This window comes from Pseudomonas sp. FW305-20 (assembly GCF_058788075.1).
In genome coordinates this window covers 47,793-69,754 of the sequence record NZ_JBYTAJ010000025.1, presented here as the reverse complement: position 1 = coordinate 69,754, position 21,962 = coordinate 47,793, and the positions used below count along the sequence as shown (strand labels likewise).

Annotated in this window: 16 protein-coding genes and 1 pseudogene; 2 read left to right on the top strand and 15 right to left on the bottom strand. The window is 58.9% G+C overall.

Annotation, left to right across the window (positions count from 1 at the left end; translation table 11 throughout):
* The first annotated feature begins 231 nt into the window (after positions 1-231).
* On the top strand, positions 232-1,053 hold the full coding sequence (locus AC3WP4_RS20475) for a hypothetical protein (protein WP_102615690.1): 822 nt from the start codon (positions 232-234) through the stop codon (positions 1,051-1,053).
* Positions 1,054-1,158: 105 nt separating this feature from the next.
* Here the strand turns inward: AC3WP4_RS20475 and AC3WP4_RS20470 are convergent, their stop codons facing one another.
* From AC3WP4_RS20470 to prmA, 8 genes are all read right to left on the bottom strand, one after another.
* Positions 1,159-1,755 (bottom strand): MarC family protein, encoded by a 597-nt coding sequence (locus AC3WP4_RS20470; protein ID WP_007937197.1) that lies wholly within the window; start codon positions 1,753-1,755, stop codon positions 1,159-1,161.
* A gap of 64 nt (positions 1,756-1,819) precedes the next feature.
* Positions 1,820-4,597, bottom strand: a complete 2,778-nt coding sequence (locus tag AC3WP4_RS20465) for a hybrid sensor histidine kinase/response regulator (protein ID WP_102615691.1) — start codon at positions 4,595-4,597, stop codon at positions 1,820-1,822.
* A 99-nt stretch (positions 4,598-4,696) separates the two neighbouring features.
* A complete protein-coding gene (gene purD, locus AC3WP4_RS20460; protein ID WP_076028797.1) occupies positions 4,697-5,992 on the bottom strand; it encodes a phosphoribosylamine--glycine ligase in 1,296 nt (431 codons plus the stop codon).
* Positions 5,993-6,145: 153 nt separating this feature from the next.
* Positions 6,146-7,753: a bifunctional phosphoribosylaminoimidazolecarboxamide formyltransferase/IMP cyclohydrolase gene (purH, locus tag AC3WP4_RS20455; protein ID WP_076028796.1), complete on the bottom strand. Its 1,608-nt coding sequence runs from the start codon at positions 7,751-7,753 to the stop codon at positions 6,146-6,148.
* Between the two features lie 82 nt (positions 7,754-7,835).
* On the bottom strand, positions 7,836-8,156 hold the full coding sequence (gene fis, locus AC3WP4_RS20450; protein WP_007907419.1) for a DNA-binding transcriptional regulator Fis: 321 nt from the start codon (positions 8,154-8,156) through the stop codon (positions 7,836-7,838).
* Positions 8,153-9,163 carry a tRNA dihydrouridine synthase DusB gene (gene dusB, locus AC3WP4_RS20445; protein WP_008153758.1) on the bottom strand — a complete coding sequence of 337 codons (1,011 nt, stop codon included), beginning with the start codon at positions 9,161-9,163 and terminating at the stop codon, positions 8,153-8,155. The genes fis and dusB overlap by 4 nt, the downstream gene beginning before the upstream one ends.
* 185 nt (positions 9,164-9,348) lie before the next feature.
* On the bottom strand, positions 9,349-10,557 hold the full coding sequence (locus AC3WP4_RS20440; RefSeq protein ID WP_074873427.1) for a DUF3426 domain-containing protein: 1,209 nt from the start codon (positions 10,555-10,557) through the stop codon (positions 9,349-9,351).
* Between the two features lie 30 nt (positions 10,558-10,587).
* Positions 10,588-11,466 carry a 50S ribosomal protein L11 methyltransferase gene (gene prmA / locus AC3WP4_RS20435; protein WP_074873429.1) on the bottom strand — a complete coding sequence of 293 codons (879 nt, stop codon included), beginning with the start codon at positions 11,464-11,466 and terminating at the stop codon, positions 10,588-10,590.
* 189 nt (positions 11,467-11,655) lie between these two features.
* Between prmA and AC3WP4_RS20430 the strand changes: the two genes are divergently transcribed.
* The gene (locus AC3WP4_RS20430) at positions 11,656-15,630 is read left to right on the top strand and encodes a dermonecrotic toxin domain-containing protein (RefSeq protein ID WP_074873431.1); all 3,975 of its coding nucleotides are present in this window, start codon (positions 11,656-11,658) and stop codon (positions 15,628-15,630) included.
* An 81-nt stretch (positions 15,631-15,711) separates the two neighbouring features.
* Here AC3WP4_RS20430 and accC read toward each other — a convergent pair whose 3' ends face one another.
* From accC to AC3WP4_RS20395, 7 genes and pseudogenes are all read right to left on the bottom strand, one after another.
* Entirely contained in the window at positions 15,712-17,067 is a 1,356-nt protein-coding gene (gene accC, locus AC3WP4_RS20425) for an acetyl-CoA carboxylase biotin carboxylase subunit (RefSeq protein ID WP_074873432.1), read from the bottom strand.
* A 17-nt stretch (positions 17,068-17,084) separates the two neighbouring features.
* Positions 17,085-17,546: an acetyl-CoA carboxylase biotin carboxyl carrier protein gene (gene accB / locus AC3WP4_RS20420; protein WP_008153753.1), complete on the bottom strand. Its 462-nt coding sequence runs from the start codon at positions 17,544-17,546 to the stop codon at positions 17,085-17,087.
* 48 nt (positions 17,547-17,594) lie between these two features.
* On the bottom strand, positions 17,595-18,047 hold the full coding sequence (gene aroQ, locus AC3WP4_RS20415; protein WP_074873434.1) for a type II 3-dehydroquinate dehydratase: 453 nt from the start codon (positions 18,045-18,047) through the stop codon (positions 17,595-17,597).
* Between the two features lie 131 nt (positions 18,048-18,178).
* On the bottom strand, positions 18,179-19,918 hold the full coding sequence (locus AC3WP4_RS20410; RefSeq protein WP_102615692.1) for a protein-disulfide reductase DsbD: 1,740 nt from the start codon (positions 19,916-19,918) through the stop codon (positions 18,179-18,181).
* A gap of 62 nt (positions 19,919-19,980) precedes the next feature.
* A complete protein-coding gene (locus AC3WP4_RS20405; protein ID WP_232252215.1) occupies positions 19,981-20,343 on the bottom strand; it encodes a hypothetical protein in 363 nt (120 codons plus the stop codon).
* 73 nt (positions 20,344-20,416) lie between these two features.
* Positions 20,417-20,755 (bottom strand): polymorphic toxin type 44 domain-containing protein, encoded by a 339-nt coding sequence (locus tag AC3WP4_RS20400; protein ID WP_102615693.1) that lies wholly within the window; start codon positions 20,753-20,755, stop codon positions 20,417-20,419.
* Between the two features lie 198 nt (positions 20,756-20,953).
* A pseudogene (locus AC3WP4_RS20395) lies at positions 20,954-21,460 on the bottom strand (methyl-accepting chemotaxis protein); the annotation flags it as partial.
* Between the last annotated feature and the right edge of the window lie 502 nt (positions 21,461-21,962).

Below are 21,962 nucleotides of genomic sequence, written 5' to 3'. Positions count from 1 at the left end.
AAAAGAAATAATAGTTCCTGGTGAGGATATTGCACGGCTGTGCAATGTTCGCAGCTTACAATGACGAGTGTTAGTGCTGGCTTTATATGTGTGTGAAGTTTTCTCTCGGTCGTGGCGTCGTGCTTGTACATATATGGAAATTGATTGTGGTTTGTTTGTCTGCATAGGGTGCGTTAGATTCGTTTTGCCCTAGTCGGGGTGCTTATTAACTTATTGAATGGAATGTTTGATATGGATGTTATTGAAAGTGCTGTTAATGTTGAAAAATGTACTGCTTTAGTTAAAGCGCGTATTAGTCGGCGGCTGTCTGAGCAACCTGTAATTCGTATGCGGTCTTTTGTGGCAGCAGACGCTTCGAGCCCGACCAAAGAGCTGGATGCGGTCGTGCTGGCCAATACGCTGGTGGGGTATGGCGAAAATATTACGCTGGAAAATATGGCGATCATTGAGAACCTGATCAAGTTTTCGAAGCTGGAAGCAAGTTACGAAGTTCCAGGCGACGACCCTGAAGCGTGGTATCTCGCTTTCCTGAGATGCATGGATGAAGCAGGGTGCTTCGTGGCGGATTCCGGCTACACCGTTTATCAGAAGAGTTCCCATCAATTGACCATGGATAACATCGTTACCGACATCGTCAAGGCCGGTATGGATGCAGCGAAAGCCGCGATTCCGGGGGCTGCCGTACTCAACGCAGTTGCCAATTCGACATTGAATGCCGTGAAGCAGGAACCGGAAGCGATCACTTTGTTCAATCGCGAAGTTACAGGCAGTAAAGGTGTCAGGCTGGCGGTGATGCCATGTGATCAATTGACCAATGGCATTATCGTAACTTCGTTGGTGTCGATCGACAGCGTGGGCGGTAGTAACGAAACCACACCCCTCTTTTTTAATTGGAGAACTTCGCATCTCGATATATTTCGCGGAAGTTCTTTTATTACCTTTAACCCAGTTCGTTATGCTGGACTGAAGAATGAGCTGGAAGCGTACTTGGGTCAGTATTACAAGCCGCTGCTGCAGAAACGCTTCAATCGCCGCAGAAATGCTCCGGAGTAAGTAATCAACACCAGACAACAACGTAATCTATCGAGTCGCCCGTGCGGACCCGTATGCCGGCTGGTGTGGCAGGGGAACGGCCTGGAAGGCCGCCCCTAAGCCGATTCAGGGAACCAGATAGCCCTTCACCCCGGTAAAGATGATCTGCGCCGCCAATGCGCAGACGAACAACCCCATCAACCGGCTGACGATCTGCAAACCCTGGTCACCGAGAATCCGCTCGATGCGGTTGGACAGGTAAAGCACCACGCCGACGGTAAAACTGGCCAGGGCAATGCTCAGAATGGCCGTGAGTTTGTCGTCCCAATGAGGCTGACTCACGCCCATCACCAGCAAGGCGCCGATGGTGCCGGGGCCGACTGTCAGGGGAATCGTCAGCGGGACGATGGTCACGTCCTGCTGCACGTTGTCGGTCTGCACTGCCGACTTGCCCTGCGCCATACCCAACGCCGAGATGAACAACACACTGCCGGCGCCGATGCGGAACGCGTCCACGGTGATGCCGAAGACACTGAAAATCACTCGTCCGAACAGGTACAGCAAGACGCTGGAGACCAGTGTGGCAGTCGCCACTTTCCAGGCCAGACGGCGTTGTTCCTTGCGCGAATATCCGCGGGTCAGACTGATGAAACAGGACAACACGAAGAACGGGCTGTAGAGCACCAGCATCTTCAGGTAAACGCTGAACAACACGTGGAGCATGGTGCAAGCTCACTGGCGAGGGAAGTCGAGGAGGAGTCTATCAGGCGCTGCGGGGTCTGTCGGCTCAGGACGTTTGAGTCGCTGCCCGGATTTGCTGATCACGCTGGGCAACCCAATGCTCGATCAATTCACGCAACTGCGACAACTCCACCGGTTTGGCCATGTGCCCGTCCATGCCGGCCTGGCGCGCGCGCTCTTTGTGTTCGGCAAGAATGTGCGCAGTCAAAGCCACCACCGGCGTGCGAATCCGCTGATTGCCGACTTCCCAGGCACGCAGTTGCTGGGTGGCGGAGAAGCCGTCGAGGATCGGCATTTCACAGTCCATCAGCACCAGGTCATAGCGCTGGGCCTTCATCGCCATCAGCGCTTCCTCACCATTGCTGGCGGTGTCCGGTTGCAGGTTGAGCTTGCCCAGCATGCCGCGAATCACTTTGGTCGAGATGCTGTTGTCTTCGGCCACCAGGATGCGGAAATCGCTTGGCACCTTGACCGGCAAGGTCGGGCCGGTGGGCAGGTGCTGCGAGATGGAGAGGCCCTTGTTTCGCTGGTTCAGCTCGTCGGCCAATGTCGTCTTGAGGGTGTAACCGGCCACCGGTTTGGCGAGGATGCGTTTGATCCCCGAGTTGCGCGCGATGATCTTGCTCGGCGCATTGCTGATGCCGGTGAGCATGATCAGCAGGATGTCGTGGTTCAGGCTCGGATCTTCCTTGATCTTGGCCGCCAGTTGCATGCCGGTCATGCCGGGCATGTTCTGGTCCAGCAGGACCACGTCGAAGTAATCACGCAAGTGAGCCTTGGTGCGCAGCAGCGCCAGCGCTTCCTTGCCGGACGCTACGGAGCTGACATTAAGGCCCCAGGCGGTGCACTGTTGCATCAGCACTTTGCGACACGTGTCGTTATCGTCTACCACCAATACCCGTGCACCCTGCAACGGGCCATCAAGGTCGGACGTCGGGTGTTCGAGGCGGTCGGGGTCCAGCGGCAGGGTCAGCCACAAGGTGCTGCCCTGATTGGCGCCGCTCTTGATCCCGAACTCACCGTGCATCAAGCGAATCAGCTGACGGGCGATCACCAGCCCCAGGTTGCCTCCCAAGCGGTTGGCCGAGAGGAAGTGCTTGCTGTGCAGTTCGGCGTGCATCAATGCATCGCGCTCTTCGGCGTCCATCGGCTCACCGCTGTCCTGCACGGCAATGCGCAAGCGCGGTTTGGCGCTGCGCTCATCGAGCGCGACAACGATCAGGATTTCGCCTTCGTCGGTTTTCTTCAGGGCGTTTTCCAGCAGGCTCAGCAGGGTCTGGCGCAGGCGCGTCGGATCACCGCTGATGACGCGTGGCACTTGCGGCTGGATAAAACTGATCAGCTCGACGTTCTGCTGTTCGGCCTTGGCGCGAAAGATGCTCAGGCAATCTTCGATCAGCGCGTTGAGGTCGAATTGCACATCGTCCAGTTCGATCTGCCCGGATTCGAGCTTGGAGATGTCGAGAATTTCGTTGATCAGTGTCAGCAGTTCGTTGCCGGCACTGTGGATGGTCTGTACATAGTCGCGCTGCTTGACCGAGAGTGGCGTGCCCAACAGCAGCTCGGTCATGCCCAGCACGCCATTCATCGGGGTGCGGATTTCGTGGCTGATTTTTGCCAGGAATTCGGCCTTGGCGTTGATCTCGGCGTTGCTGGCGGCCAGGTCGCGGCTGATGCTGAAACGGGCTTCGGTGATGCTGCGCTGACGTTCGCTCAAGGCAATGCTCATCAATATGCCGCTGATGCAGATCAACCCCAGCAGCGTCATGATCAAGCCCTGCGGTGCGACCAGGGTCAATCCCAGCAGTGCCGGCAACATGATCAGAGTGCCAATGTTGAACACCACCATTGCCGCGACGAACAGGCGCGCCGGGCGATAGCCTTTTTGCCAGTGATAGGCGCTGACGAACAACATGCTCAGGCCTGCCAGGGCGACCAGGGCGTAGGTCATGATGTTCAGCGGCAGCGTGTTGACGAACAGCAGAAGCAAGCCGCAGACCACGATAAACAGAATGTCCCCCAGCAGCAGCTTGTTCAGCGGGTGCGGGCCGAGTGGGGTGAAGAAGCAATAGGCGAACATCAGGCCGCACGGCGCCGTCAGCAGCAGGGCGAGGTAGGCGCCGGGGGTCTGTACCGCGTGCCAGTTTGGCAGCCAGGGTCCTGCCAGGTTCAGCAACAGCAACAGGCTGAGCATCAACAAGGCTTCGCACCCGGCCAGCCAGAGACTGCTGCGTGAGCGGGTATAGGCATAGCGGACGAGGCTGTGCAGGATCAGCATCGCGATACAACCGAACAACATTCCGAAGATCAGCGTCTGATTCTGGTTGGCCGCGGTCATGACCGCCGACTGCAGGGTGATGTGAGGCCTCAACTGATGGTCGGAGACCAGTCGCAGGTAAACATCGAGAGGTTTTTCGTTTTGTGGCAGCGGCAACATGAAGTCGCTGCTGGGCAGTGGCCGTTCAGCCTGGGGCTGGCGGGTGCCGGTGTTCTGTTGCTCGATCAGCGTGTCGCCGTCCAGCACATACAGATTGAGGTGCGACAGGTCGGGCGCGAATACCCGCAGCAATTGCTCATGCTTGCCGGGAGCGAGCCTGAAGCGCAGCCATAACGCACCATCGGGTTCGGCGGCGGTGAGGCGGTCGAGTTCAATGGGGCTGAATTGATTGGTGTAGCGAGCGGAACGGATGTCGCTGAGTTGCAGGTCGCCCTGTTCGTCGAGCAATACTGCCCAGCCACTGCCTTGCGCGGCCTGGGCCGGGAGCATGCAGAGCAAGGTCAACAGAGTGACGGTGAATCCTATGGCAATCCTGAGCCAGCGCACGGCGAAATCCCTTCGTAGGTTAATGCCAGATTATAACTATGCGCGGCGCCGGAATAGTCAGGCAAGGGCAGCAAGCCCTCGCCTGGCCGGATGGATGGCTTATTCCTGACTCTCGCCACGCTCGCGGGCAATGGCGCGATAGCCAATGTCCTTACGGTAGAAGCAGCCTTCCCAGTCGATTTTAGCCGCCAGTTTGTAAGCCTGCTGCTGGGCTGCATCGACGCTGGTGCCCATGGCGGTTGCGCACAGCACCCGACCACCGGCGGTCACTACTTGACCGTCCTTGAGCGCAGTACCGGCATGGAAGACTTTGCCTTCCAGTGTCGCGGCTGCGTCCAGGCCGTTGATGGCAACACCTTTGGCGTAGTCACCCGGGTAACCGCCAGCGGCCAATACAATACCAACGCTCGGACGTGGATCCCATTGTGCTTCGACCTTGTCCAGGGCTTGTGCCAGCGCCGCTTCGACCAGCAACACCAGGCTCGACTGCAAACGCAGCATCACCGGTTGGGTCTCAGGGTCGCCGAAACGGCAGTTGAATTCGATGACTTTTGGGTTACCAGCCTTGTCGATCATCAGGCCGGCGTAGAGGAAGCCCGTGTAAACATTGCCTTCCTCGGCCATGCCGCGCACGGTCGGCCAGATCACCAGGTCCATGACGCGCTGATGCACGTCAGCGGTCACGACCGGGGCAGGGGAGTAAGCACCCATGCCGCCAGTGTTCGGACCTGTGTCACCGTCGCCGACGCGTTTGTGGTCCTGGCTGGTGGCCATCGGCAATACGTTCTTGCCGTCGACCATGACAATGAAGCTGGCTTCTTCGCCGTCCAGGAACTCTTCGATCACCACGCGCGAACCGGCATCGCCGAATGCGTTGCCCGCGAGCATGTCGCGTACGGCGTCTTCGGCTTCGGTCAGCGTCATGGCAACGATCACGCCTTTACCGGCGGCCAGGCCGTCGGCCTTGATCACGATCGGTGCGCCTTTTTCACGCAGATAAGCCAGGGCAGGCTCGATCTCGGTGAAGTTCTGGTAGTCGGCGGTCGGAATCTTGTGGCGCGCCAGGAAATCCTTGGTGAAGGCTTTCGAACCTTCCAGCTGGGCAGCGCCAGCGGTTGGACCGAAGCAATCCAGGCCGCGGGCGCGGAACAGATCGACGACACCAGCGACCAGCGGCACTTCCGGACCGACGATGGTCAGGGAAACGTTTTTCTCGGCGAAGTCTGCAAGCTGCTCAAGGGCCAGCACGTCGATCGCGACGTTCTCGCACTTGGCTTCAATGGCGGTGCCGGCGTTGCCCGGGGCAACAAAAACCTTCTGCACGCGCGGATCCTGAGCCACTTTCCAGGCCAGGGCGTGTTCACGGCCACCGCTGCCAATGATCAAAACATTCATTTCAAAAACCTCGGATGACGCTAATTCTGTTGAGCGCCGCGGAGGCGCTTTTCTGTGGGAGCTGGCCTGCCGGCGATGCAGACAACTCGGTTTATCAGCTAAACCGAGGGGATGCTATCGCTGGCAGGCCAGCTCCCACAGTTGATCGTGTAGTTAGTGACGGAAGTGGCGCATGCCGGTGAAGACCATGGCAATGCCGGCTTCATCGGCAGCGGCAATCACTTCCGCATCACGCATCGAGCCGCCCGGCTGGATCACCGCTGTGATACCGACCTTGGCCGCGTTGTCCAGGCCGTCGCGGAATGGGAAGAACGCGTCGGAGGCCATCACCGAACCGGCCACCTGCAAACCAGCGTGTTCAGCCTTGATCGCAGCAATGCGCGCGGAGTTCACGCGGCTCATCTGGCCAGCGCCGACACCGATGGTCTGGCGATTCTTGGCGTAGACGATGGCGTTGGACTTAACGTATTTGGCGACTTTCCAGGCGAAGATCAGGTCATGGATCTCTTGCTCGGTCGGGGCGCGTTTGGTCACGACTTTCAGGTCGTCGGCCCCGATCATGCCGATGTCGCGGCTCTGTACCAGCAGGCCACCGTTGACGCGTTTGTAGTCCCAGGCAGCCGCGCGATCAGCCGACCACTCGCCGCAAGCCAGCAGGCGCACGTTGGCTTTGGCCGCCACGATAGCGCGAGCTTCTTCACTGACGGACGGGGCAATGATCACTTCGACGAACTGACGCTCGACGATGGCCTTGGCGGTTTCAGCATCCAGTTCGCGGTTGAAGGCGATGATGCCGCCGAACGCCGACTCGGTGTCGGTGGCGTAGGCCAGTTCGTAAGCCTGGCGGATACCGCCCTCGGCATCCGGGCTCACGGCCACGCCGCATGGGTTGGCGTGCTTGACGATCACGCAGGCCGGTTTGACGAAGCTCTTCACGCATTCCAGCGCGGCATCGGTGTCGGCCACGTTGTTGTACGACAGCTCTTTGCCTTGCAGTTGGGTGGCGGTGGCGATACCGACTTCGGCTGGTTTGGCTTCCACATAGAACGCCGCGCTCTGGTGCGGGTTCTCGCCGTAGCGCATTTCCTGAGCCTTGACGAACTGGCTGTTGAAGGTGCGTGGGAACTCGCTGCGACCGGAGGTCGAGAGCGTTTCAGCAGCCTGGTTCACGGTGCCCATGTAGTTGGCGATCATGCCGTCATAGGCGGCAGTGTGTTCGAAGGCCTTGAGCATCAGGTCGAAACGCTGAGCGTAGGTCAGGCCGCCGGCCTTGAGGCTTTCCAGGACATTGGCGTAGTCGCTGGCATTCACCACGATGGCCACGTCTTTGTGGTTTTTGGCAGCCGAACGGACCATGGTCGGGCCGCCGATATCGATGTTTTCGATGGCGGTCGGCAGGTCGCAGCCTGGTTTGTTGATGGTGGCTTCGAACGGGTACAGGTTGACCGCTACCAGATCGATCGGCTTGATGCCGTGCTCGTTCATGATGGCGTCGTCGATCCCGCGACGACCGAGGATCCCACCGTGGATTTTCGGGTGCAGGGTTTTCACCCGACCGTCCATCATTTCTGCGAAACCGGTGTAATCCGCGACTTCCACTGCGGCAACCCCGTTGTCGCGCAGCAGCTTGAACGTTCCGCCGGTGGAGAGGATCTCGACGCCCAGGGCTTCAAGCTCTTTGGCGAATTCGAGGATCCCGGTCTTGTCGGAAACGCTGATCAAGGCGCGGCGGATCGGCAGGCGGGTAGTCTGGTCGGTCATTTCAATTTCCATCAAAAGCAAGGGAAGTCAGCAAAAAAGGCGACCGTTTTTACGCGGGCGCCTTTCTGGTTTGATTGAATGCTTACAGCAAATCGTACTGCTTGAGTTTCTTGCGCAGCGTGCCTCGGTTCAGTCCGAGCAGCTCACTGGCCTTGGTCTGGTTGCCCTTGACGTAGTTCATCACGCACTCGAGCAGGGGAGCCTCGACTTCGGAAAGCACCAGGTTGTACACATCCGTGACGGCAGCGCCCTCAAGGTGGGCGAAATAATTGTGCAGCGCCTTCTCGACACTCCCGCGAAGGGTCTGACCTTCTTCGCTCGGGGTATTGAGGTGCTGTTTCAAATTCACGTTGTCGCTCACGGGTGTTGTTCCACTCACTAAAGTCTCGGTCATCATCGTCATGCGGCCACCTCGTCTCCGTCCCCTGTCAGGCTCTTGTAACGTTCGGCGAAGAAGCCCTGAACGTTGGCGCATTGTGCTTCCGTATCTTCCAAACGATTGAAGTGGGCGCGAAACTCCCTGGCGCCCGGCAAGGTTGCGAGATACCAGCCCACATGCTTTCGAGCAATGCGTACGCCCATGACGTCTCCATAGAAGACGTGCAGCGCGGCCAGATGCTCAAGCAGAATGCGTTCCACCTCGATCAGTTCCAGTGCCGGGAGTTTCTCGCCGGTACGCAGAAAATGATCGATCTCACGAAAAATCCACGGCCGCCCCTGGGCAGCCCGGCCTACCAGCAGGCCATCGGCACCGGTCGCATCGAGCACGTACCGGGCCTTCTCGGGTGAATCGATATCGCCATTGGCAAACACCGGAATCGACACGGCCTGCTTGATCGCGGCGATGGTGTCGTACTCGGCTTCGCCGGTGTACAGGTCGGCACGGGTTCGGCCATGAACCGCCAACGCCGTAATGCCTGCCTGCTCGGCGATCTTCGCCACGGTCAGGCCGTTCTTGTTGTCCCGGTCCCAGCCGGTGCGGATCTTCAGGGTGACCGGCACATCAACCGCGGCCACTACGGCCTGCAGGATCTCGGTCACCAGTGCCTCATCCTTCAACAGCGCGGACCCGGCGGCCTTGTTGCAGACCTTTTTCGCCGGACAGCCCATGTTGATATCAATAATCTGTGCGCCAAGCTCTACGTTGGCCCTGGCCGCATCCGCCAGCATCTGTGCATCACCACCGGCGATCTGTACCGAGCGGGGCTCGGGATCACCTTCGTGGATCATGCGCATCCGCGATTTGCGGGTGTTCCACAAGCTCATGTCGCTGGTGACCATTTCCGAGACTACAAGTCCTGCGCCCAGTCGCTTGCACAGCTGACGAAAGGGTTGGTCTGTGACCCCCGCCATCGGGGCGAGAATCAAGCCGTTGTGCAATGTGTAAGGACCGATGCGTACCGCCGACATAGGACTTCCCTGTTGTGGGGTCGGATCATGAGAGTTCGAAAAAGGGTTGGCATGATACCCGCTCTCGATGACTGGATAAAGGCTGAATTGAACAAATTCTGAACAGTTACTCTGTTATCGCCAGCGGTTTGATATGAGCGGTCAGAGTCGCAAATTGGCCGTCAATGCCGTAACACTGAACCGTTTCACTCGGGCGAATGGAAGCTCAGGCTGTAATTCACCGCTTTTGAGCCTGGATCGAGGATATCCAGCGCGATGTGGATCGGCGTTTGCGGGGGCATTTCCGCCATCCCTTCGAGATCACCATTGAGGTACTCGCCGGGCTTGAAGCGCCGGCTGGCGATCAGGTGGCCGTTGAGGTCGGCAAAACGCAGCTCCAGCAGCGGGAAAGGCTGGGAGAAGGGCGCGCGATTGTAGATGATCGCGTCAACTACCAGTGCGCCCTTGAAGTCCGGGTGGCTGCGGACCACCAGGTTGCTGCTTTTGATTTTGGCGATGTCGACTTTGGAAGGCACGGTGCAGCCGATGTGCGGGCACAGTTGCTGGAACCACGGACGGTACTGGTCCTGGCGTGCCAGCTCGTCAAAGTGGTAGGCGACGTATTGACCGGCGAGGCCGGCGACGCCGAGCAGAATCAGCAGCAGCCAGAAAAAGCGTCGACCCCAGGGCGAGCGGCGCTTTTGCCAGTCCAGTTGCAGTGGGTCATCGGTCAGGTCTTGCAGGGCTTCGGCGCGGGCCGCCGGCCCACGTTTTTTGCGCGCAGGCTCGATCGATGGCAGGTCATCGTTGATGTGGTCGGTCGCCGACAGGCGTTCGTGATGCAGTGGCGCATCGAGTGGATCGTGCAGGCGCAGCTGTGGCGGCACATGTTCATCGTCCAGCTCTACCGGTTCCAGGGACAGCGAAGGTTCGGTGCGCGAGTATTTGCCCGGATCGAGTTCCAGCTCTGGCAAGTCGGTTTCAGTGGTCTGCGCGCGATCGGCGGCCGATTCGCTGAACAGGCTGTCGGGCCACGGTTTTTCTTCGTGCTCGACGGTGTCCCGGCTGGCACTCAGGTTGTCTTCGCGCTGTCGGCCGAATTCGGTGGTCGGCTGGATTTCCCGTTGTTCGAGGCGGGCTAGCTCTTCGTCCAGGTCCAGGCTGTCCAGATCCAGTTCGGCTGCCGACCATTGCTTTTGGCTGATGGCCCGCGGCTCCGGCGGTTCGACGATGGCCGGGGCGGCCGGCGTGATCGCGTCCTTGTCGGTCCGTTGTTCAAGCAGCTGCTTGGCGGCGTTGAACACCTGCAAGCACGAGCCGCAACGAACCACTCCACGGGCCACGCTCAACTGAGCATGGCTGACGCGGAAGCTGGTTTGACAATGCGGGCACTGGGTGACGAAGCTGTCGGTCATGCGGCAATCCGGTATATGCAGGCGTTCATTCTAGCGCCGACGGCCAGTGATGCGCACCCAGCCATCGCGATTGGCGATCGGGTCCAGGTCGAAGTCCTCGGCGTAAGCCCTGGCGACTTCTTCACCTTGCTCGGCAAGGATCCCCGACAGCGCCAGGCGACCGCCGGGCTTGACCAGGCTGGACAGCTGCGGCGCCAGGGAAACCAGCGGGCCGGCAAGAATGTTGGCCACCAGCACATCGGCCTGAACCTGCGGCAAATCTTGCGGCAGATACAGCGGGAAGAGTGTTTCGGCAATGTTGTTGCGCCCGGCATTATCGCGGGAGGCTTCCAGGGCTTGCACGTCGATATCGGTACCGACGGCTTCCTTGGCGCCCAGCAGCAGGGCGGCAATCGCCAGAATCCCGGAGCCGCAGCCGAAGTCCAGAACATTGCAGTCTTTCAGGTCCTGGCCGTCGAGCCATTCCAGGCACAGCGCGGTGGTCGGGTGGGTGCCGGTGCCGAACGCGAGGCCCGGATCCAGCAGCAGATTTACCGCGTCAGGCTCTGGCGCGGCGTGCCAGCTTGGAACGATCCACAGGCGCTGGCCAAAGCGCATCGGCTGGAAACCGTCCATCCAGCTGCGTTCCCAGTCCTGGTCTTCGATGACTTCGCTGTGATGCTCGGGCAGCGGGCTGCCGGTCAGCAACTCAAGGTGGGCCAGTACGGTGGCGGCTTCGGTGCCACCTTCGAACAGGGCCAGCAGGTGCGTGTGCGACCACAGCGGGGTGGTATTGAGTTCCGGTTCGAAGATCGGCTGATCTTCAGCGTCCATGAAGGTCACCGATACGGCGCCGACTTCAAGGAAAGCATCTTCGTAGGTTTCGGCTTGTTCCGGGCTGATGGCCAGACGTACTTGCAGCCAAGGCATGGCGGGCACCTTTGAAAAAAATCCGTGGGGCAGCCCAAGGCTGCAAAGGGGCGCAGTTTACGCCAGGTCGCCAGCAAAGTGGACAAGCCAGTTTCCTGTTACAGATTCCATGCCTGGATATACATATGTAAGGCTTGCACGTGTTTGTCGGCGAATAGAGTGAAAGCTCATTTTGCAGGAACGATAGTGATGGATTACATGACGGATCAACAAGAGATCGTAAACGATGAGGCGCTGCCAGTTGTTCCTCCGGCGGGCACGGTACAAGCGGTTCTATTGAGGTTGACGCAATGGCAGGCACTGATCGACAGGCGTTTGCGCAGTCAGCTGACCTTGCTGGAAGCAATGGAGCGGTTCGCGTTGGTTGAACTGCGTAGCCACTACCCGCAAGGCAACATCGATGCAAACTTCATGACCTCCCTGGTCAATGCGGTGCTGCAACAGATCATCGACCGCAAACCATTGGTTTTCCTGCCAATGCTGGATGCGCCGTACCGCTGGCCAGGCGGGGCGGACCTGGCGCTGCCGGCGGATCGCCGTGAGGTGGTGATCAAGACTGTGGCAGCGGTGGCTTCGTATTTTGTCGATCAATACAAGCAATACCTGCGCGAACACTGGGAAACCACGGGGCAGGGCACCGGCTTTGACCGCCTGCTGGCGCGAAAGCTCAAGCGCTGCATCATCGCAATTGATAAAACCTTCCGATCCGACCGACTGACTGGCCTGAAGGCCGATCAGTTGCGAGACAGGCTTGAAAAGCTTCAGGAGACCAACGTCCGAAGGTATCGTCTGACCGCGCTGGCAACATCCCGGGAGCGCAAGAATCTTGAGGCGATCTCATTCTCACAGTTGCCTCATTGGCTGCAGGTGCTGAGCGAACCTGACCGGGATCAGTTGGGCGACTATCAGGAACAGGCGACACAGGCCCAGGGATTGGTGGATGAATTGCTCGATGGTTACGGCTCGTTGCAGGCTTATGCACGGCAGCAAGCCATAGACTACATCCGGCTCAAACTGGATATGGAAGTTGAGCCGGACAGCATTCAGGTGCAGTTAATGTGGCGGTCGGCTGTAGGTCAGCCGATCCAGACCCGCAGCCTGAGCGAACTGTTGGCGGCAGGACCGATAAGAGAGGATTGCGCGTCGGTGCTCAAGGTGAGCGAAGATATTTCATTGCGCAACCAGTCCCTTGAGCCGGCGTTCATCAGCGAAATGTTGTCGGGTCAGGATTACCCGGCGCAATACCTTCAGGCGCTGGTGGAACAATACGGTCGTGAAGACTTGAAAAGCGCCATGGTCGACTGGTTCACGGTGCGACTCAGGCAAAGCGCATTTATTGCACGCTGCGCGGGTCATATGACCTTGGCCGAGCATGACCAGCTCGAAAAGCTATGGCACAGCAATGCTTCCGCACAACCGTCGACAAGTCTGCATGTAGCCGGCCTGACCCTGCCAAACGCCATGAAGTGTGCCGACCTTTTGCTGTTCTACCGCGAAGGCGCAGGAGGTGAAGTTAGTGATTTTCTGCTGTATGCCCCCAACAAACCGGACGGTCAGGAGTGGATCCGGTTGGCTACGCCCAAAGCCCTGAGCTGGGAGGTTGGGGGGTGGACCCGGGACGAGGCCGGTCGCGAGTATCTGTTGCAGCAACTCTCACCGGACGACCGTCGCAGAGCACGCGAGTACTTTGTCGGCATCTCGGCCAAGCCGGGCCTTTGGGATATCAGTCGCGATCTCAGGAGGCCGGCAGCGGCGTTTGTCGATTGCGTTGGGGATGCCGTATTGACGGGCCTGGCTAATAATCTGGCGCAGGTCGAACAGGACCATTCGCCTCGCTGGTATTCGACGCTCTCGCTTGATGCCCGGCGCAGTATCAGCAGCCTCAACCAGGAGTTTGTGGTGCATCAGCAGGTCTTCAACGATCTGCTGGCAGAATATGAGGTCTTCATTGATTTTGCCAAACGCACTGTCGCCCAGGGAGTCACACCTTATCTGCGCAGCAAGGGGGTGCTGGAACCGGTGGACCCGGCAACGGTGCTTGTCGATTACAACCCGGGACTCTTCGATGGCAGTTCACAGGTGGCCAGTCTGCTGGACCTTGCCATCCGCGGATACGATGACAACTGGGGAATAGACCATCCCAAAAGAGGTGTGCGCTCGTCGGTCGGTCAGGACTTGAGCCTGGTTCGCAGTGCCGATCTGGCGTTGTACATCCGCACAGCCTATCTGGGTGAGAAGTACGCCAGCGAGATTCGTGGCCGGTTTCTTGACTCGCGTGACTCTAAATACTATGAGCGCCGATATGCCTATCTAAACGTGCTGCTGTCGAAAATGGACCGTGACCTGCGTGTGGCCAGAAGCAAGGCTCAACTGAGCGACAAGGTGTTCTCATCACTCATTCGGCAAGTCACGCGGTTGAGCGCCCCGGTGGCCGCCGTTGATGGATCTGTGTCGAGCGTAGTAACGAGCGATGGCGTGATCAAGTTCACCATCCGTGGTCATGTCGTGTTGGGCGTGTACGTGTTTGCCCTTTTCGATCCCGACGGTTCCTATTGGTTGTACACGCCGGACGCCCCCGACGGCGTTACATTCCGCGAGTATCAGGGGTTGCGCGGTGAGACCGCAGCACAATTGCATGACTACGTGATGGCGCGGGTGGCGAACTCCGCGCGGCAAACAGTCCAGCGATCCCTGCAGGCGCTGGCGGCGAACAACATGACTGTTGATACGCTGTACGAACATCAGCGTGTGGGCGACGCCAGGGCCGAGTTCAATGCTTACATCGAACGTTCCGTCACTGATGTGGAAGACATCACAACCAGTCGTGCCGAGATGATCAAAAACCAGGTGTTCAAGGGGCTGATGTTGGGGGCTGTGCCTTTTTGCATGGTTTTTCCTCCTTTTGCCTTGCTGATGGACATCGCGTTTATCGCCATCAGCACCGAACAGGCAATCAAGGCACATCGGGAAGGCGACACGCAGGGCGCACTCGGTCATTGGCTGGTCGCGTCCTGGGGCGCGCTGTTCGCCGTGGTCGGCGCCCGCAGTGCCGGCAAGTTGCTCGGGCGAGCGCTCACGAACCTGAAACACGCGACTCGGCCAGTCTCATTGCTGACTCAGCGCCTCAAAAGTACGGCGCCGCTGGCTGTCAGGGAAACGTTGCCTGTGAGTCGGACGCTGCGCCTCAAACCAAAGCAGGCGGTCAGCAGGGCGCCAGAGAGTCTGGAGAAGGTCACCGACGAAGGCATTTTTTACGGCACATGGCGCAGACCGGCCAGCGCAACACAACCGCAACCCGCTTACTACATACGCAGTAAGGGCAGGTACTACCAGGTTAAGAAAAGCCCTCACTTTGATGGCTTGTGCCTGGTCGACGCCAGTCGTCCTGCAGCGATCTACAATCCACCCGTACGTCTGACGGCGGCTGGCAAGTGGGTACATGACAAGGTCGGTCTGAGGGGAGGCAACGGTAGAGTCCGCAACCTCGGCAGCGTGGACAATCTGCGAAATGCTTTTCCCGGGCGCGTCGAACCGGTAGTCAACAGGGGGGCGATGCAGGGGGAAGCCGTTGTGGCGCGCTTCGCGGCAGGGGCGATGGATAACTATCTGTTTTCGCTAAATGCACAGACGTGCGTGATCGCATCGCTGTACAACCCGACCACGAAAATCGGTGCTGTCATTCATTTCGATCACAATATTCGCGCGTTGATCGAGCGCAGTCTCAAGGATGTGATGCAGCGTCTCGGCGGGACGGCGAAGGATATTCGCAGCACCTTGGTGGGCGGGGACTGGCTGACAGGAACCGACATCGGCGGTCAGGTCAGAAGCGTGATGAGGCAGCAAGGCTTGCAGCCGGCCTGGGATTACTGGTCGTATTCTTCTTGCCTGGGCAACAACTACGCGGTTTCGCTGAATTTGAGCAGTGGTGTCACCACCGTATTCAAGACATCCATCAGGCAGGTCGACCGTTATTACACCCCCATCCTGAGGCGCGCGGGACAAGGTACCGGCCCGGTATCAGGGCGGGCGGATATGTTCATGAGGCGTTTTCGTCAAAAGCCGCTGCACGAGAATGCATCCGGTGTTGTGGTCGATTCGAGTAACCGGCCGGCGAGTCCGGAAAGGGTCGAAGGGCAGGCCTTCGCTATGGTGTTGCTGAGCTGATCCGCTCATTTCCGTGGTGAAAAACCATAAAAAAACCCCGGTTCAAATGAACCGGGGTTTCTATTTGCATCGTTTGCTGCCTTACGACTGTTTGGCCAGCTTGTGTTCCAGGTAGTGGATGTTGATTCCACCTTTGCAGAAGCCTTCATCGCGGACCAGGTCACGGTGCAGCGGGATATTGGTCTTGATCCCGTCGACAACGATTTCGTCCAGCGCATTGCGCATGCGCGCCAGGGCTTCGTCACGGGTTGCGCCGTAGGTGATCAGCTTGCCGATCAACGAGTCGTAGTTCGGCGGAACGGCATAGCCACTGTACAGGTGCGAATCAACGCGAACGCCATTGCCGCCTGGTGCGTGGAAATGCTTGACCGTGCCTGGGCTCGGCATGAAGGTTTTCGGGTCTTCGGCGTTGATTCGGCATTCCAGTGCATGACCGCGGATAACCACGTCTTCCTGGGTGTACGACAGCTTGTTGCCAGCGGCGATGCTGAGCATCTCCTTGACGATGTCGATGCCGGTGACCATTTCCGAAACCGGATGCTCAACCTGAACGCGGGTGTTCATTTCGATGAAATAGAACGCGCCGTTCTCGTACAGGAACTCGAAAGTACCCGCACCACGGTAGTTGATGTCGATGCAAGCCTTGACGCAGCGTGCGAGGACTTCAGCCCGTGCCTTCTCGTCGATGCCCGGTGCCGGCGCTTCTTCGAGAACCTTCTGGTGACGACGTTGCAGCGAGCAATCGCGGTCGCCCAGATGGATGGCGTGGCCCTGGCCGTCGGAAAGTACCTGGACTTCCACGTGGCGTGGGTTGGTCAGGAATTTTTCCAGATAGACCATCGGGTTGCCGAACGCCGCGCCAGCTTCGGAGCGGGTCAGTTTCGCCGAGGAGATCAGGTCTTCTTCTTTATGCACAACGCGCATGCCGCGACCACCGCCGCCGCCAGCGGCTTTGATGATCACCGGATAACCGACTTCGCGACCGATGCGCAGAGCCGTTTCTTCGTCTTCCGGCAACGGGCCGTCGGAACCCGGAACGGTTGGAACGCCAGCCGCGATCATGGCGTGCTTGGCCGATACCTTGTCGCCCATCAGGCGAATGGTGTCGGCTTTCGGGCCAATGAAGGCGAAGCCGGAGTTCTCGACCTGTTCAGCGAAATCAGCGTTTTCCGCAAGGAAGCCGTAGCCAGGGTGAATGGCGGTAGCGCCAGTCACTTCAGCCGCGGCGATGATTGCCGGGATGTGCAGATAAGAATGCGCGGCCGAGGCCGGGCCGATGCAGACGGATTCGTCTGCCAGACCCAGGTGCATCAGCTCTTTGTCAGCCTTGGAGTAAACGGCGACAGTCTTAATGCCCATCTCTTTGCAGGCACGCAGAATCCGCAGGGCGATCTCACCGCGGTTGGCGATCAGAACTTTTTCCAACTTCGCAGTCATCAAAGTTTCTCCGCGGTTCAAACGATGGTGAACAGCGGTTGGTCGTACTCAACCGGCTGGCCGTCTTCGACGAGGATAGATTCGATCACACCGCTGGATTCAGCTTCGATGTGGTTCATCATCTTCATGGCTTCGACGATGCACAGGGTGTCGCCTTTCTTCACGGTCTGGCCGACTTCAACGAAGGACGGCGAGGATGGCGAAGATTTGCGATAGAAGGTACCGACCATAGGCGAACGGGCAACGTTGCCGTTCAGAACTGGCGCGGCCGGAGCAGCAGGTGCGGCGGCGGCAACCGGGGCAGCAGCAACAGGCGCCGGCGCCGGAGCATGCATTGGAGCCGGTGCGTAGTACTGCTGAGCCGGGGTCTTGCTGTGACGGCTGATGCGTACGGACTCTTCGCCTTCCTTGATCTCGAGCTCGTCGATGCCGGACTCTTCCAGCAGTTCGATCAGTTTCTTAACTTTACGGATATCCATGAATCATCAACTCCCAAGGGTCGGTCAGGGGCGTTTAACGCTTGTAGTTCAAGTCGTTGCCTGTGTTTCAAGCTGTTCTAATGCGGCCTCCAGGGCCAGTCGATAACCGCTGGCGCCAAGGCCGCAGATCACTCCCACCGCTACGTCGGAGAAGTAAGAGTGATGGCGGAAAGGTTCGCGTTTGTGCACGTTAGACAAATGCACTTCGATGAATGGGATGCTCACCGCCAGCAGCGCGTCACGTAATGCGACACTTGTGTGTGTAAAAGCTGCTGGGTTGATCAGAATGAAGTCCACACCTTCGCTGCTGGCAGCGTGGATGCGGTCGATCAATTCGTACTCGGCGTTGCTTTGCAGGTGCAGCAAATGGTGGCCGGCTTCACGGGCACGGCGTTCCAGGTCCTGGTTGATCTGCGCCAGTGTCGTAGCGCCATAGGTGCCCGGTTCACGGGTGCCGAGCATGTTCAGGTTGGGTCCGTGCAGAACCAGTAGCGTCGCCATCTGCTGTTCCTTGTTGTCTGTGTGCAATTGTCAGAACCCGGCGACTATGCCGCAAAGCCTTTGTGACTGTCCAGTTCTATGCAATAGCCAGCACGATGGCCGATGTTTGCGCGAAATATGTGACCGGCTCATTAAATCCGGTCATTTGCTTTCGCAACACGTTCGGCGAAGTCGGTGGCGTTGATCTCGCCGATCACTCGCACATCGGTGTGTTCGATGCCGTCCGTGCCGAAAAACATCAGTGCTGGCGGGCCGAACAGTTTGTAGCGGTCGAGCAGGGCGCGTTGCTCGGCATTGCTGGCGGTGATGTCGAAGCGGATCAGTCGATAGCCTTTGAGAAGTTCGACGACCCTGGCGTCGTTGAGCACCTTATGTTCGATGACTTTGCAACTGATGCACCAGTCGGCGTACCAGTCGAGCAGCAGCGGGGTGCCCGACGATTTGGCTTCGGCGAGGGCGCGGTCCAGGTCGGCCGGAGTGCTGACGGTTTGCCAGGTGCTGGTGTTTTGCGGCTGCTCATTGCCGGCAACCGTGCGCGGCTGGCCAATCGGATTGAGTGGATCGGTCTGGCCGCTGAACGCTCCGTACCAACACGCCAGCGCATAAAACAGCAGGAACATCCCCAGCAACTGGCCCAGGCGTTTTCTCGGCGGTTTGTAGACGAACTCCAGCGCGCCCATGAACAACCCGACGCCGCCAGCCAGCAAGCCGATCAGCAGCAACGTGATCTGGCCCGGCAGTACACGACTGAGCAGACCGATCGCCAGCCCCAGCAACAGAACGCCAATCGCGTTTTTCACATAGATCAGCCAGGGGCCGCTTTTCGGCAGCCAGGCGGCGCCGCCGGTGGCGACCAGCAATAGCGGGGCGCCCATGCCAAGGCCAAGCATGAACAATTTCAGACCACCGCCCACTGCATCGCCACTGGCGCTGATGTACAGCAGCGCGCCGGCCAGCGGTGCCGAGACGCAGGGGGACACCAACAGGCTGGAAACCACGCCCAGTACGGCAGCGCCCCACAACGAACCACCTTCGGTGCGACCGGCGATCCGATCCAGCCGACTGCTGATAGCGTGAGGCAGCTTGAGTTCGAAGACGCCAAACATCGCCAAGGCAAACAGCGCAAAAAACAGCGCAAACGGCACCAGTACCCACGCCGATTGCAGCCGCGCCTGAAGATTGAGCTGTGCGCCGAACATCCCCATCAACGCCCCGAGCAGGGCAAAGCAGATGGCCATTGGCAGCACATAAGCGAGGGACAGAGTGAAACCGCGCAAACCACCCACCTGACCGCGTAACACCACGCCGGACAGAATCGGCAGCATCGGCAGCACACACGGTGTGAACGTCAGGCCTACGCCCGCGAGGAAGAACAGCGCCAGTTCGCGCCAGCTCCAGGCCGCAGCCCCGCCTGTATTACCATCAATACTCAGGCGCTCGGTCTCGGGTGGATAGCACAAGCCTTTGTCGGCGCACCCCTGGTACGTAACCGCCAGGGTAAAGGCGCGTTGATCGCTGCGCGGCAGTTCGATGTCGAGAATGCCGCGGTAGACCTCGACATCGCCGAAATACTCATCGTGCTTCTGTTCGCCCTTGGGCAGTTGTGCGGCGCCCAGGCCGGCATCGGGCGGGTCGGCGCGAAACTGAAAGCGGTGCCGGTAGAGGTAGTAGCCCTCGGTGGCGACGAAACGCAGTTTGATCGATTGCGGTGTGCTTTCTATCAGGCTCAGTTGAAACGCTTCACGCACCGGCAGAAAGTCGGCGCTGTTGTTGATCGAGCCCAACGTCGAACCGGGCCGACTGTCCAGCAAACCGGCGGCGGAGGCCGGCAGGGCGAGCACTAAAAACAACAGGCAGAGCAAACGGCGCATGACAATCTCGCGTATCGAAAGTGAGGGCATGATAGCGGACGGCGACGCGTGTTGCCTCGCTCCTACGGCAATGCGCTGGAGTGGTTGCACAGGTTGATAGTTACAGGGGTGTAGTGGGTGTTGTCGGTATGCCGAAACAGCGTGCTGCTGTGATACTCGTAGACTTCATGGTTGGTCGACACATTGATGACCGAGCCTTGGACATCGACCTTTATGGCTGGGTCTCGGGTGACGAGAAACGGACCAGCAGTCTTGAGTTCAGACACTATTTGTTCGTCGGATGTCAGTTCGCGATAGGCATAGTATCGATAGCTGAACGGCACGGTTGCTCCGCCTCGATCATCCTTGACACCGTAGATGAAGCCATTTTCGCCCAGGGGGAGTTTGAGTACGACATCGGTCAGCACCGGGGGGCTGGAAGACATAAGCCAAGTCCAGCCGATGTAAACCAGGCATGCCGCTAGCAAACAAGAGGTGACGATTGTGTATGCGGTTTTTTTAGTAGTTCCTGAACCGGGCATACCTGACTCCTTTTTTGATCCATTCCTGATCCGCTGGATCATCGCCAAAAGGAGCCTCGCTCCACCAGCTTCCAAATTCTACTTTTGTCGTTTTTGCCTGTGTCTGGGCAAGACCGGCTGCGCGTAACAGGACACTTTCGGAAAACCCCGCAGCAATCCCGGCCGCGCCGTAGTTGAAATTACCAAAAGCCTCATAGTCAGAAGACAGTTTTTTGTAATCCCAAGGGCCGCGATTTCTGACTTGGGTATAGAACCAGGAGTAAATGAATGCGGATCCCTCTTTCAAAATTTTTTTCTTATGGAAGGCAACTGCCATGTTTTCCTCCACAGATACGCCTGGGGGCGAAGGTGGAACTATCACGGGGCACTCCTGTTGCGCGCACGATTAATAGAAGCGCTAAACCCTAGCATCAACACGACGACTAAAAACCACTGCATGGCGAAATAGGAATTTTCATACGAGCGCTTAGACGGCGACGGTGCAGATCATCAGTTGGATCCGGGCCCGCAGCCTTTAGACCCGGAAGGCCTGGACGGCGGTATGCAAGCGTCCACCCAGCACCAACAAATTTTCCCCCTGCACGCGTCCCTCGCCGATGCGCAGCAAGTTATCCCCACCCAATTGGTGAATCCGCTCACTGTGATCGCGGATTTCGCTGACGGCGCCGCTCTGCTGGGCGGTGACATCGGCGATGCGTACGGCGGTGTCGGAAATGGTCTGGATCGCGCCGACGATTTTATCCAGTGCACCGTCGGCGGCCTGGGCCTGATTGGCGGTAGCTTCGGCGTGTTCGACCTGAGCGCGCATGCCTTCCACCGATTGACGCGCCGCGGTTTGCAAACCGGCGATCAATGTCTGGATCTCTGCCGTGGCGCCGGCGGTGCGTTGTGCCAGTGAACGAACTTCTTCGGCCACCACCGCAAACCCTCGGCCCATTTCCCCGGCCCGGGCGGCTTCGATGGCGGCGTTCAGGGCCAGCAGGTTGGTCTGGTCGGCAATCGAACGGATGACCGTCAGCACGCCGCCAATGGTGGCCGACTCCTCGGCCAGGTGTTCTATCATTTGCGCGTTGCCTTGCACTTCGCCGACCAGCGCGTGGAGCCCGGTGAGGCTCAAGCCGATGACTTTCTGGCCTTGCTCCACCGCCAGCCCGGCATGGCGGCTCGCGTCGGCCGCCTGGCTGGCATCGCCGGCAACCTGTTGAATGGTCGCTTCCAGTTCGCCGAGAGAATCACGTATCAGTGCCGTGTCACCGGCCTGATGTTCGGCGCCGCTGTGCAGGTCGTTGCTCAGTTCGGCCAGGGTTCGGCTACTGCCGGCAACCTGTTCGGCGTTGAGGCGAATGGTCCCGACCAGGTCCACGAGGTATGCGCGCAAGCGATTGAGCGATGCTTCGATGTCGTGCAATTCACGGTTGGTTTTACCCAATTGAATGTCTCGGCTGAAGTCGCCCTCGGCCCAGGTCGAAAGCGCCGGGGCGAGGTTGGTCAGGGTCCGGGCCAGTTTCCGTTGCAAGGTGTCG